This window comes from Allobosea sp. R86505, from assembly GCF_042466375.1.
Classification (GTDB): Bacteria; Pseudomonadota; Alphaproteobacteria; order Rhizobiales; family Beijerinckiaceae; genus Allobosea.
The window spans coordinates 3,545,261-3,557,711 of record NZ_JAXHPY010000001.1 but is presented as its reverse complement, the minus strand read 5'-3'; the positions used below and the strand labels follow the sequence as shown (position 1 = coordinate 3,557,711).

The following is a 12,451-nucleotide window of genomic DNA, read 5'->3' as shown; positions in this document are numbered from 1 at the left end:
GGGTCGTCCGTCTCGTCACTCGCTGACCAGCATGCGGGCCTTCAGCACGGCCAGCAGACCTTCGTCACGGCGCGCTTCCAGTTCGGCGATGTTGCGCCCCTGCGCCTCCTCGGCGACGCCCGCCACGATCTTCGCCTGCGTCTCGGCATCGAGCGACGGATCGCCGAGTGACTGCCAGCGCCGCACCTGGCTCGGCCCGAGATGGGCGAGATAGCCGGCGATACCGCCTTCGCCGCCGCCCAGATGATAGGTCATGTGCGGCCCCATCAGCGCCCAGCGCAGGCCGGGGCCGTTGCACAGGGCGGCGTCGATGTCGGCGACGCTCGCGACGCCCTGTTCGACGAGATAGACGGCCTCGCGATAGAGCGCCGAGGCCAGCCGGTTGGCGATGTGGCCGGGCATTTCGCGGTTGAGCACCACGGGCCGGCGCCCGAGCCCGCGATAGAAGGCGGCGGCCCGTTCGACGACGCCCTCATCCGCGCCGACGATCTCGACCAGCGGCACGAGATGCGGCGGGTTGAACGGATGCGCCACGACGACCCGCTCGGGACGGGCGCAGTCGGCGACGATCGCGCTGCGCACCAGCGCCGAGGTCGAACTGGCGATGATCGCGTCCGCGGGCAGCAGGGCGTCGATCTGCGCCAGCAGCGCGCGCTTGACCGCCTCGTTCTCCGGCCCGTTCTCCTGGACGAAGCCGGCGCCCGCGAGCGCTGTGGCGAGGTCCGTCGAGAACGAGACCGCTCCGGTCCCCGTCAGGCCGAGTTCCGTCAGCTGGCTCCGCGCCCGCTCGACATGTCCGAGGAAGCGCTCGCGCGCCGCCTCATGCGGATCATAGGCGCTGACGCTCAGGCCATGGGCGCTGGCGAGCGCCGCCCAGCTCGCGCCGATCATGCCGGCGCCGACGATGGCGAGATGCTGGACGGGCTGGTTCATGACGGTCGGACCTGTGGGCTCACTCGGCCTTGATGCCGCTCGTCTTGATCAGATCGCCCCATTTGGCAATCTCGCTGTCGATGCGCGCGGCGGCCTCCGCCGACGTGCTGGGCTTCGGCACCACGCCCTGCAGGGCCAGAGCCTCCTTGAGCTTCGGGCTCTGCAGCGCCTTGTTCAGCTCGGCGTTGAGCTTGTCCAGGATCGGCTGCGGCGTGCCGGCCGGGGCCAGCATGCCGAACCAGGACGAGACCTCGAAGCCGGCGAGGCCCTGCGAGATCGCCGTCGGCGTCTCCGGCATGAAGGTCGAGACCTCGGTGCCGGTGGTGGCGAGCGCCCGCAGCGAACCCGCCTTCACGTGCTGGAGCACGGCAGGGATCGTGTCGAACATGATCTTGACCTGGCCGGCGACCATGTCGGTCATGGCCGGGCCGGAACCGCGATAGGGCACCACCGGCATCTTCGTGCCAGCCTTGAGGTTGAAGAGTTCGCCCGAGAGATGCTGCGGCGAACCCTGGCCCGAGGAGGCGTAGGAGTAATCGTCGGGCTTGGCCTTGATCAGGGCGATCAGCTCGGGAACCGTCTTGGCCGGCACGGAGGGGTGGACGACGAGCGCCAGGCCGACATTGCCGGCGAGCCCGACCGGAACGAAGTCCTTCTTCAGGTCGAAGCCCGGCTTGGCCTGCAGGCTCATATTGATCGAATGGCTGGTCAGCGCGCCGAGCAGCAGCGTGTAGCCGTCCGGCTGCGCACGGGAGGCCGCGGCCGCCCCGACGCTGCCGCCGGCGCCCGCGCGGTTCTCGACCACCATGCGCTGGCCGAGGCTGTTGGACATCTCTTCCGCGACGACGCGGCCGATGATGTCGGTGGCGCCGCCCGGCGCGTAGGGCACGACCAGCGTGATCGGCTTCTGCGGATAGGCCTGCGCGAAGGCGGTGGCGGGCAGCGCGATGGACAGGCCGGCCAGCAGGCCGAGCAGGTGACGACGGTCGAACATGGGAGAATCCTCCAAGAGGGGGGCGCAAAGGACCGGCTGGTCCGGTCTCGTTCAAGAAGCTTGGGCCGGGCTGGCCGATCAGCAGAAGTCGAAGTCGCAGCCTTCGTCCGCCTGCAGCACGGTGGTGAGATAGAGATGACGATAGCCGCGCGAGGGCTCGGCCAGATGCGCCGGCGGCTGCCATTCGCTCTTCCGCCGTTCCAGTTCGGCCTCGTCGACGAGCAGCGCGATCTCGCGCGCCTCGACGTCGAGCCGGATCAGGTCGCCGTCGCGCACCAGCCCGAGCGGGCCGCCGACGGCCGATTCAGGTGTGATGTGCAGCACGATGGTGCCGAAGGCGGTGCCGCTCATTCGGGCGTCCGAGATGCGGACCATGTCCTTGACGCCGGCCTGGGCCAGCTTCTTGGGGATCGGGATGTAGCCGGCCTCCGGCATGCCGGGCGCGCCCTTGGGCCCCGCATTGGTGAGCACGAGCACGTCGTCGGCCTTCACGTCGAGTTCCGGATCGTCCATGCGTCGCACCATGTCCTCGACCGAGGCGAAGACGACGGCGCGGCCGGTATGCGTCAGCAGGGCAGGCGAGGCGGCCGAGTGCTTGATCACCGCGCCGCCCGGCGCGAGATTGCCGCGCAGCACGGCCATGCCGCCGGTCGGCTTCACCGGGCTCGCGGCGGTGCGGATGATCGTCTGGTTCGGGACGTCCTCGGCCGCATCGGCGATCTCGCCGATCGTGCGCCCGTCGATGGTGGGCGCCGAGCGGTCGAGATGGTCGCCCAGCTCCTTCATCAGCTTGGGCACGCCGCCGGCCCAGTGGAAATGCTCCATGTAATGGTCGCCGGACGGCTTCAGGTCGATCAGCACCGGCACCTTGCGGCCGATCGCGTCGAACTCCTCGAGGTCGATCGAGAGGCCGGCGCGCCGCGCGATGGCGGCGAGATGCACCAGCCCGTTGGTCGAGCCGCCGATCGCCTGCAGCACGGTCAGCGCGTTGCGGAAGGCGGTCCTGGTCAGGAGTTCGCTCGGCTTCGGCCCGCCCTGGGCCAGGCGCACCGCCTCGCGGCCGCTGGCCTCCGCGGCGCGGATACGGTCGGCATGGGTGGCGGGAATGGTGCCCGAGCCGGGGAGCGCGATGCCCAGCGCCTCGACCAGGCAGCCCATCGTGCTCGCCGTGCCCATGACCATGCAGGTGCCCTGCGTTGGCGCGAGCCTCCCGCTGAGCACCTCGATCTCGGCCTCGTCGATCTGGCCGGCGCGATGCTGGCCCCAGAGGCGGCGGCAATCGGTGCAGGCGCCGAGCACCTCGCCCTTGTGATGGCCGACGAGCATCGGCCCGGTGATGAGCTGGATCGCGGGAACATCGGCGCTCACCGCACCCATGAGCTGGGCCGGAACGGTCTTGTCGCAGCCGCCGATCAGCACCACGGAATCGCAGGGCTGGGCGCGGATCATCTCCTCGGTGTCGATCGCCATCAGGTTGCGAAGGAACATCGAGGTCGGATTGGCGAAGGATTCGTGGATGGAGATCGTCGGGAACTCCATCGGCAGGCCGCCCGCCAGCATCACGCCGCGCTTCACCGCCTCGATCAGCCGCGGCACGTTGCCATGGCAGGGATTGAAGTCGCTGAAGGTGTTGGTGATGCCGATGATCGGCCGGTCGAGCGCGTCGTCGGAGAAGCCGGCCGCCTTGATGAAGGCCTTGCGCAGGAACAGCGAGAAGCCGGGATCGCCATAGGTCGCGAGATTGCGGCGCAGGCCGCGCGCCGCAGGAGCCGCGGATGGGGTATCGTCGTCGGAAGCGCTCATGAGGGGCAGCATCATGGCTGTCGCCATGATTGTCAACAATCCTGGCGAGGGTTACGATCGCGCATGCCGGAGACCGCCCTGAAGGCCCAGACCGCCGATCGCGTCCGCACCGTTGCCGCCAGGCTGGAGGAGGAGATCGTCCTCGGCTGGCTCCTGCCGCGCGAGCGCCTCGTCGAGGAGGAGCTGGCGGAACGGCTCGGCGTGAAGCGCCATGTCGTGCGCGAGGCGCTGGCCGAGCTGGAGCGGGTCGGGCTGGTCGAGCGCATCCCCAACCGCGGCGCCGTGGTGCGGCTGCTCGACCCCGCCGAGGTGCGGCAGATCTACTCCGTCCGCGAGGTGCTCGAGACGCTCGCCGCCGAGCAGATTCCGTTGCCGGTTGCACCGGAGGTTTTGGCGCCACTGCGCGCTTTGCAGCAGCTCCATGCCGAGGCCGTGGCGGCCAGCGATGCGCGCGGCGCCTTCCGGGCCAATATCCGTTTCCACGAGACGCTGTTCCGCGCCTGCGGCAACCCTCATTTGGTCGAGCTGATCCAGGGGCTCGCCCAGAAGGTCCATGGCGCCCGCTCGATCACCGCCGCGAGCCCCGAGCATCTCGCGCTCGCGCGCGACGAGCACGCCGCGATGGTCGAGGCGCTGGCCGGAGGCGACCGTAGCCGTCTCGTCGCGCTCTGCCGCCAGCATCTCGGCCCCTCGCGCGACGCCTATATCGCCGCCGTCGAGGCCCGCTTCCTGCGTCCGGGGAGAGGCTCCTGACCAGGCGACCAGGCCCTCCCGACAGGGCCGGCCGGGATTGATCCTTCGCAAGGCGGCGCAGCGCCGGCCGGTCTAGCTCTGCCGGAGGCATCGTCCGACGCGGCACGGGGCAGGGTGGCCAGGCGGCCGCCGGAGCGGAGGATGCATCCCATGGCGATGATCGACAGCAAAGCCGCCGTGCCGGAACCGATCGCGCCGGGCGCGCGACGCCGGGTCCGCGACGACGTTCACCAGCACGAGCCGTTCGAACCCATCGCCGTCGCCCGCATCGCTGTCGCGGCGCTGGGGGCTGCGGCCGTCTGGTTCCGCGTCTACGAGCCCGTCGCGCAGGTCAGCGTGATCGGGCTGCTGGCGCTCGCCTTCAGCGTCTGGCCGGTGCTGCGGGAGGCGCTCGCCAATCTGCTCGCGCGGCGCATGACCATGGAACTCTCCATGCTCATCGCCATCGTCGCCGCAGCCGCGATCGCGGAGATCTTCACCGCGCTCGTCGTCACCCTCTTTGTCCTCGTCGCAGAGGAGCTCGAGCATCTCACGATCGCCCGCGGCCGCCGCGCCATCGGCGATCTCGTTGCCTTCATCCCGCGCGAGGCACGCATCCGGCGCGGCGACGACATGGTGATGGTACCGGTCGACGAAGTGGCGCTCGGCGACATCGTGCTGGTCAATCCCGGCGAGAAGCTTCCCGTCGACGGCGAAGTCGTCGCCGGGCAGTCCTCGGTCGACCAGTCCCGCATCACCGGCGAGTCCATGCCCGTCGACAAGACGGTGGGCGGGGCGGTTTATGCCGGGTCGATCAATCACATGGGCGCGCTCGAGATCCGGGTCGAGCGCGTCGGGCGTGACACGAGCTATGGTCAGATCATCGAGGCGGTCGAAGCGGCCGAGCACAGCCGTGCGCCGGTGCAGAAGCTCGCCGACCGGCTCGCCGGCTACCTGGTCTACGTTGCGGCGATCTGCGCTGCCCTGACCTGGCTGATCACGCGCGACATGCGCGACACGATCTCGGTGATCATCGTCGCCGGCGCCTGCGGCATCGCGGCGGGGACCCCGATCGCCATTCTCGGCGGAATCGGCCGCGCCGCGCGCCTCGGCGCCATCATCAAGGGCGGTATCCATCTCGAGACGCTGGGTCGCATCGACACGCTCGTCCTCGACAAGACGGGCACGCTGACGCTGGGCCGGCCCGGCGTCGAGCAGATCCTGCCGGCCCCGGGCATTGATCCGCTCGAACTGCTGCGCCTGACGGCGGCTGCGGAGATGCGCTCGGAGCATCCGCTCGCCCGCGCCGTCGTCGAGGAGGCGGGCAAACAAGGGCTGTCGGTGCCGGAGCCCTCATCAGCCGAGTTCAAGGTCGCCCGCGGGATCACCGCGGTGGTCGAGGGGCGCACGGTGCTGGTCGGGAACCGGGCGCTGCTGGAGGAGGCCGGCATCACGGTGCCGCCGCGCGACCATCCGGTGATCGGCTCGGATATCGTGGTTGCGGCCGATGGGCGCTTCATCGGCGAGCTCATCGTCGCCGACGCCTTGCGTCCGGAGGCCAGGGCGGCGATGGCGGCGCTCGCAACCATCGGCGTCAGGACCCTGCTGTTCTCCGGCGACACGGCTGCCGTCGCGACCAGCGTCGCGCGCGAGATCGGGATCGCCGAGGCCGTCGGCGACATGCTGCCCCAGGACAAGCTGGTGCGCGTGCGGGCGCTGGTCAAAGAGGGACGCATCGTCGGCATGGTCGGCGACGGCGTCAACGATGCGCCGGCCCTGACGGCCGCCAGCCTCGGGATCGCCATGGGCGCCGGCACGGACATCGCCAAGGACAGCGCCGACATCATCCTGATCGGCAACGACCTGCTGAAGCTCGTCGACACACTGCTGATCGCCCGGCGGACGCGGGGGGTGATCTGGCAGAACTTCGCCGGGACGCTCATCATCGACGCGGTCGGCATCGGCCTCGCCGCAACCGGCTTTCTCAGCCCCGTCATCGCGGCCTTCATCCATGTCGGCTCGGAGCTGGTCTTCCTCGGCAATTCGGCGCGGATGCTGCCGCGCGGGGTCGAGGATGAGCCGGCGCCTCCTGCCGCGCCCGCGACGGTCGAGACAGCCTGAGCCACGGCGTCTCGCGTCAGGCCGCGCTTACGAGCCCCGCCTGCCAGCGCGAGATGTCGACGCGCGCCGTCAGCGGCAGATGGTCCGAGGCCTTGCGGGCGAGCGGCGTGTCATGCACGCAGAGTTCGGAGATCAGCCCTTCCGGCCAGGCCAGGATCCGGTCGAGCGGCAGCATCGGCCGGCGCGAGGGGAAACTCGCCGGGTGCTTCATGTCGGCGAAATGGGGGACCAGCACGTCCAGCGCCGAACGACGGCCGCGCCGCCATTCGTTGAAGTCGCCGAGCAGGATGGTCGGCATCGGGGTGAGTTCGAGAAAGGCGTGCAGCAGCATCGTCGCCTGGTCGATGCGCGAGCGCCGCAGCAGGCCGAGATGGGCCGCGATGACCCGGAAGCGGCCCTCGCCGAGGTCGAACTCGGCGACCACCGCACCGCGCGGCTCGACGCCCGGCAACTTGAGCCTGAAGCGCCGGTAGGAGCGGGGTTCGCCGCGCACCAGCAGCGCGTTGCCATGCCAGCCATGGCCATCGACGACGTCGGATTGGACGAGCAGATGCAGCCCCGTCTCGCGCAGGATCGCGGCGGGGTCGAGCAGGCCGGTGCGCTGGCCAAAGCGCCGGTCGACCTCCTGCAGCGCCACCAGATCGGCCCCGATCTCGGCCAGGACGGAGACGATTCGATCGGGCCGGACGCGTCGGTCGGTGCCGCGGCACTTGTGGATGTTGTAGGATGCGACCTTCACGCGACCTCGCTCATCACCATCACAGATAGGGCATCAACAGCCGCGCGGCCGCATCACGAATTTTCACGATCGGCCAGCGTGCGTCGATCTGCTCCAGGGTCAGGGGCTCTCCGCGCTTGCCGTCGATGAGATGGGCGATGCGTCCCGCCAGCTCCGCGGCATACAACTCCATCGTGATCTCGAAGTTCAGCCGCAGGCTGCGGGCATCCCAGTTGGCGCTGCCGATCAGGCACCAGACTCCGTCGATGGTTGCGAGCTTGGAATGGTCGAACGGTGCGGGCGACCGCCAGATCCGGCAGCCGGCCTTGAGCAGCGGGCGAAGATGGGCCTGCATCGCCCAGCCCATCAGCCGGTGGTTGTTGCGGGCGGGGATGACGATGTCGACCTCGACGCCCCGCAGCGCGGCGAGCTGCAGCGCGGTGATGATCTGCTCGTCGGGCAGGAAATAGGGTGTCGCGATCCGCAGGCTCGCCGAGGCCCCGTTGATCGCAGAGAGCAGGACCAGCATCAGCTGGTCGACGCTCTGGTCCGGACCCGACGAGATCACCCGCGCCGGCGCGGTGCCGACGGCGTGGCCGGAGGGAAACCAGGCCGGGCCTTCCAGCGTCTCGCCCGTCGAGAACGCCCAGTCCTCCTGGAAGCTGTCCATGACCTGTCGCACCACCGGCCCCTCGACAATGAAATGCACGTCGCGAACCGGCTCTCGCGGCCGCGACGCCAGGACGTTCTCCCCGCCGATATTGAGGCCGCCGAGGAAGACCGTCCGGCCGTCGATCAGCAGGATCTTCTTGTGCAGGCGCAGGTCGAGCAGCGGCATCTTCCATGGCAGCAGGGAATGCAGATAGCGTGCCGCGGGAACGCCCTCGCGTCGCAGGGCGTGATAGGCGCGCGAGAACAGGAAGCCCCCGCCGAAGCCGTCGATGAGGACGCGAACCGCCACGCCCCGGCGATGGGCCCGCACCAGGGCCTCGACGAAGCTCTGGCCGAGCGCGTCCTTGCGGAAGATGAAGGTCGAGAGCGCGATGCTGGTGGTCGCGGCCTCGATCGCCGCCAGCATCCGCGGATAGGCCTCGTCGCCGCATTCCATCACGGCGGCGACCGTGCCCGGCTCGGTCGGCGCGCGGGTGATGCGACCGACCGCTCGCTCCAGGCTGCCGGTCGGCCCCGCCACGACGATCGCCTTCTGGCCGCGGCCATGGCCGGCCTCGTCGGCGCCGCGCAGGCGCCGCGCCCGCCGCTTCACGCGGTTGATGCCGAAGCCGAAATAGAGCAGCGGGCCGAAGAACGGCGAAAGCCACGCCAGGCCGATCCAGCCGATCGCCGACGAGACCTCGCGCTTGCGCATCAGCGCATGGATGGTGACCGTGCCGGCCGTGGCGAGATGCAGCGCCGTCAGCAGCAGGGGGGCCTGGGCGACGAGGCTGTCGAGCGGCGCGGCAGAATCCATGACCGGCATCTACTATGAAGCGGCGCGCTTGGACATCCGTGCGACCGCCAACGCTCGCACCATGCGGTCGCAGCCGCCGCGTGCGTCCCTCAGCTCGCCGCGGCGCCCGCGGACCAGCGCCACTCCCGGATCTCCGGCATGTCCTCGCCGGTCTCGCGGATATGGGCCGCATGCGCGATCAGGCGGTCCTCGAAATGCTGGCGTGCGCGCGCCGTCTCCGGACCTTGCTCGGGCAGCCGGTCGACGGCCGCGATGGCGAGGTGGAAGCGGTCGAGTTCGTTCATCACCAGCATGTCGAAGGGCGTCGTCGTGGTGCCTTCCTCGCGATAGCCGTGGACATGCAGCCCGCCATGGTTGGCGCGGTCGTAGGTCAGGCGATGGATCAGCTGCGGATAGCCGTGGAAGGCGAAGATCACCGGCCGGTCCCGCGTGAACAGCGCGTCGAAATCCACATGGTCGAGCCCGTGCGGATGCTGCCGGCGGCTCTGCAGCGTCATCAGATCGACGACGTTGACGACGCGAACCGCGAGATCCGGCAGCGCCTCGCGTAGCAGGGTGGCCGCGGCCAGCGTCTCGATCGTCGGCACGTCGCCGGCACAGGCGAGGACGATGTCGGGGTCGCGGCCCGCACGCTCGGATCCGGCCCACGCCCAGCTTCCGATCCCGGCTTCGGCGTGGATCGCGGCTTCGTCGATCGTCAGCCATTGCGGGGCCGGGGCCTTGCCGGCGACGATGACGTTGATGCGGTCATAGGTCCGCAGGCAGTGATCGGTGACCCAGAGCAGGGTGTTGGCGTCCGGTGGCAGGTAGATCCGCGCCGTATCGGCCTTCTTGTTGGCGATCAGGTCGAGGAAGCCGGGATCCTGATGGCTGAAGCCGTTATGGTCCTGCTGCCAGACATGCGAGGTCAGGAGGTAGTTCAGCGAGGCGATCGGCGCGCGCCAAGGGATCTCGCGCGTGACCTTCAGCCATTTCGCATGCTGGTTCACCATCGAATCGACGATGTGGATGAAGGCCTCGTAGCAGGAGAACAGTCCGTGGCGGCCGGTGAGCAGATAGCCCTCGAGCCAGCCCTGGCAGAGATGCTCGCTCAGCACCTCCATGACGCGGCCCTCCGGCGCGAGATGCACGTCCTCGGGCAGGATCGCCTCCCTCCAGACGCGCTCGGTGACGTCGAACACCGCATCGAGCCGGTTCGAGGCCGTCTCGTCGGGCCCCATGATCCGGAAATTGCGGGCCTCCGCGTTAAGGGAGACGACCTCCTTCAGGAAATGGCCCATCGTGCGCGTCGCCTCGGCGAACGCGCCGCCGGGGCCGGGCAGGGCGATGGCGAAGCGGCGATAGTCGGGCAGCTTCAGCTCGCGCTTCAGCAGCCCGCCATTGGCATGGGGATTGGCGCCCATCCGGCGTGTCCCCGACGGCGCCAGCGCCTGCAGCTCCGGCTTCAGGCAGCCGTCATCGTCGAACAGCGTCTCGGGCGCATAGCCGCGCATCCAGTCTTCGAGCAACTGCAGATGGCCCGCATCGCCGCGCGCATTGGCGATCGGCACCTGATGCGAGCGCCAGAACCCCTCGACCATCTTGCCATCGACGGTCTTCGGCCCCGTCCAGCCCTTGGGGCTGCGTAGCACGATCATCGGCCAGCGCGGCCGCCCCGCGACCCCGGCCCCTGAGCGGGCCTGCGCCTGGATGGCGCCGATGCGGTCGCAGACCAGATCGAGCGTGCCGGCCATCTGCTGGTGCATCAGGTCCGGCTCGCTGCCCTCGACGAAGAAGGGCTCGTAGCCATAGCCGACGAGCAGGCTGCGCAGTTCGTCCGTCGGCATCCGCGCCAGGATCGTCGGATTGGCGATCTTGTAGCCGTTGAGATGCAGGATCGGCAGAACGGCCCCGTCATGCACCGGGTCGAGGAATTTACTCGAATGCCAGGCGGCCGCGAGCGGCCCGGTCTCGGCCTCGCCGTCGCCGACGACGCAGGCGACGATCAGCTCGGGATTGTCGAAGGCCGCCCCGAAGGCATGCACCAGCGCATAGCCGAGTTCGCCGCCCTCATGGATCGAGCCCGGCGTTTCGGGCGCGGCATGGCTGGGGATGCCGCCGGGAAAGGAGAACTGGCGGAACAGCTTGCGCAGGCCCTCGGTGTCCCGCGTGATGTCGGGATAGGTCTCTGTATAGGTGCCTTCGAGATAGGTGTTGGCGACCATGCCTGGCCCGCCATGGCCCGGGCCGCAGACATAGAGCATGTCGAGATCGCGCGCCGCGATCACCCGGTTGAGATGGGCATAGATGAAGTTCAGCCCCGGTGTCGTGCCCCAATGGCCGAGCAGGCGCGGCTTGACGTGCTCCGGCTTCAGCGGCTCGCGCAGCAGGGGATTGTCGAGCAGGTAGATCTGGCCGACCGAGAGATAATTCGCCGCGCTCCAGTAACGGTGGAGGAGCGAGAGTTCATCGGGGCTCAGAGGGCTCGGGCTCGGATTTGCTTGGCTCATCGGGGCGTCCTTCGCGGTTGCCGGCGGAAGGGACCACGGCGTCTGGCCGCGCGCCCTGATCGAGCGCAAGCGATCCCGAAGTTTTGCAACTGCGGGTCGCAGCCGCGGCAGGGTCGGGTGAGGTCAACCGACGAAGGTCAACCGAGACAGGTCAACAGAACGGCTCGTCCGTCGTATAGCTCCGCAACTTCAGCGAATCGCGAGAGTTCCATGGCCAAGCTCTGCCAGTTCACCTCGCCGGCCGACGGCAAGCCGGTTTACGTCAACCCCGACCGGGTCAGCGTCGTCTACAGCTTCAAGGGCGAGCCGCCCGACACGATCATCGCCTTCGGCAAGGACTTCATGCTCGGCGTCGCCGAGAGCCTGGAGGAAACGGTCGCCCGGCTCGACGCCGCGACGGCGCCGCCGCCCTCCACTGGCTGATCGCGCCCGGCCTCAGCCCGGCATCGGGCGGGCGTGCGGAGGCACGTCGCTGCGGTCGAACACGTCCGGGAAGCGCTCCGCCAGCCGGGGCAGGGCGCTCAGGATCTCGCGCAGATGGGTCCGCATCGCCGCCTCGGCCCGCTCGGGATCGCGGGCCTTGATGGCGTCGAGAATGGCCTCGTGCTGGGCGATCAGCAGCGCCAGCGGCGAGGCGTCCGGCAGGCTGAGATAGCGCACCCGATCGGTCTGGGCGCGCGCGCTCTCGACCACGCGCAGCGCCGGGTCGCACTCGACGCAGTCGGCGATGGCGCGGTGGAAGGCCTCGTCGAGCGCATAGAAGCGAGCTGAATCGCCGGCCTCCGCCGCCTGCTTCTGCTCGACGACGAGCTGTTCGATCCGGGCTACGCCAGCTGGATCGATCAGCTCGGCGGCGCTGCGCACCAGCGCGCATTCGATCGCTTCGCGCACGAAGCGGGCGTTGAGCACCTCCCGCACCGAAATCTTGACGACATAGGTGCCCCGGCTCGGCAGCACCTGGAGCAGGCCGGCCTCGGCCAACTTGATGAACGCCTCGCGCACGGGCTGGCGGCTGACGCCGTAGCGCAACGCGACCTCCTTTTCCGAAAGCGCCTCGCCGGGCTTCAGGCGCATCTCGATGATCGCCTGCCGCAGGATCTGGATGATCTGCGGGACGATCGGGTCCGCCAGCTTCAGCGCAACAGGGCCGTTCATCCGTCTTGCCTTCTCCGAAGGTCGGGGTATCATACCGG

At 69.4% G+C, this 12,451-nt stretch carries 10 protein-coding genes; 3 read left to right on the top strand and 7 right to left on the bottom strand.

Annotated elements, in window-relative coordinates; translation table 11 throughout:
- Positions 1 to 15: 15 nt before the first annotated feature.
- The 3 genes from SJY11_RS17080 to SJY11_RS17070 form a co-directional block, all read right to left on the bottom strand.
- The gene (locus tag SJY11_RS17080; RefSeq protein ID WP_376987965.1) at positions 16 to 933 is read right to left on the bottom strand and encodes a 3-hydroxyacyl-CoA dehydrogenase family protein; all 918 of its coding nucleotides are present in this window, start codon (positions 931 to 933) and stop codon (positions 16 to 18) included.
- A 19-nt stretch (positions 934 to 952) separates the two neighbouring features.
- On the bottom strand, positions 953 to 1,927 hold the full coding sequence (locus SJY11_RS17075) for a Bug family tripartite tricarboxylate transporter substrate binding protein (RefSeq protein WP_376987964.1): 975 nt from the start codon (positions 1,925 to 1,927) through the stop codon (positions 953 to 955).
- Between the two features lie 78 nt (positions 1,928 to 2,005).
- A complete protein-coding gene (locus tag SJY11_RS17070; protein ID WP_376987963.1) occupies positions 2,006 to 3,730 on the bottom strand; it encodes an IlvD/Edd family dehydratase in 1,725 nt (574 codons plus the stop codon).
- Positions 3,731 to 3,793: 63 nt separating this feature from the next.
- On the opposite strand from SJY11_RS17070, the gene SJY11_RS17065 reads away from it, so the two are divergent.
- A complete protein-coding gene (locus SJY11_RS17065) occupies positions 3,794 to 4,483 on the top strand; it encodes a GntR family transcriptional regulator (RefSeq protein WP_376987962.1) in 690 nt (229 codons plus the stop codon).
- Between the two features lie 150 nt (positions 4,484 to 4,633).
- Entirely contained in the window at positions 4,634 to 6,583 is a 1,950-nt protein-coding gene (locus SJY11_RS17060; protein ID WP_376987961.1) for a heavy metal translocating P-type ATPase, read from the top strand.
- A gap of 16 nt (positions 6,584 to 6,599) precedes the next feature.
- Here SJY11_RS17060 and SJY11_RS17055 read toward each other — a convergent pair whose 3' ends face one another.
- The 3 genes from SJY11_RS17055 to SJY11_RS17045 form a co-directional block, all read right to left on the bottom strand.
- Entirely contained in the window at positions 6,600 to 7,322 is a 723-nt protein-coding gene (locus tag SJY11_RS17055; RefSeq protein ID WP_376987960.1) for an endonuclease/exonuclease/phosphatase family protein, read from the bottom strand.
- Positions 7,323 to 7,341: 19 nt separating this feature from the next.
- Positions 7,342 to 8,769 carry a phospholipase D-like domain-containing protein gene (locus SJY11_RS17050; RefSeq protein ID WP_376987959.1) on the bottom strand — a complete coding sequence of 476 codons (1,428 nt, stop codon included), beginning with the start codon at positions 8,767 to 8,769 and terminating at the stop codon, positions 7,342 to 7,344.
- An 89-nt stretch (positions 8,770 to 8,858) separates the two neighbouring features.
- Positions 8,859 to 11,258 (bottom strand): phosphoketolase family protein, encoded by a 2,400-nt coding sequence (locus tag SJY11_RS17045; RefSeq protein ID WP_376987958.1) that lies wholly within the window; start codon positions 11,256 to 11,258, stop codon positions 8,859 to 8,861.
- A 210-nt stretch (positions 11,259 to 11,468) separates the two neighbouring features.
- Between SJY11_RS17045 and SJY11_RS17040 the strand changes: the two genes are divergently transcribed.
- Positions 11,469 to 11,681 carry a hypothetical protein gene (locus SJY11_RS17040; RefSeq protein ID WP_376987957.1) on the top strand — a complete coding sequence of 71 codons (213 nt, stop codon included), beginning with the start codon at positions 11,469 to 11,471 and terminating at the stop codon, positions 11,679 to 11,681.
- A 12-nt stretch (positions 11,682 to 11,693) separates the two neighbouring features.
- On the opposite strand, the gene SJY11_RS17035 is transcribed toward SJY11_RS17040, so the two are convergent.
- Positions 11,694 to 12,413, bottom strand: a complete 720-nt coding sequence (locus SJY11_RS17035) for a GntR family transcriptional regulator (protein WP_376987956.1) — start codon at positions 12,411 to 12,413, stop codon at positions 11,694 to 11,696.
- Positions 12,414 to 12,451 lie beyond the last annotated feature (38 nt).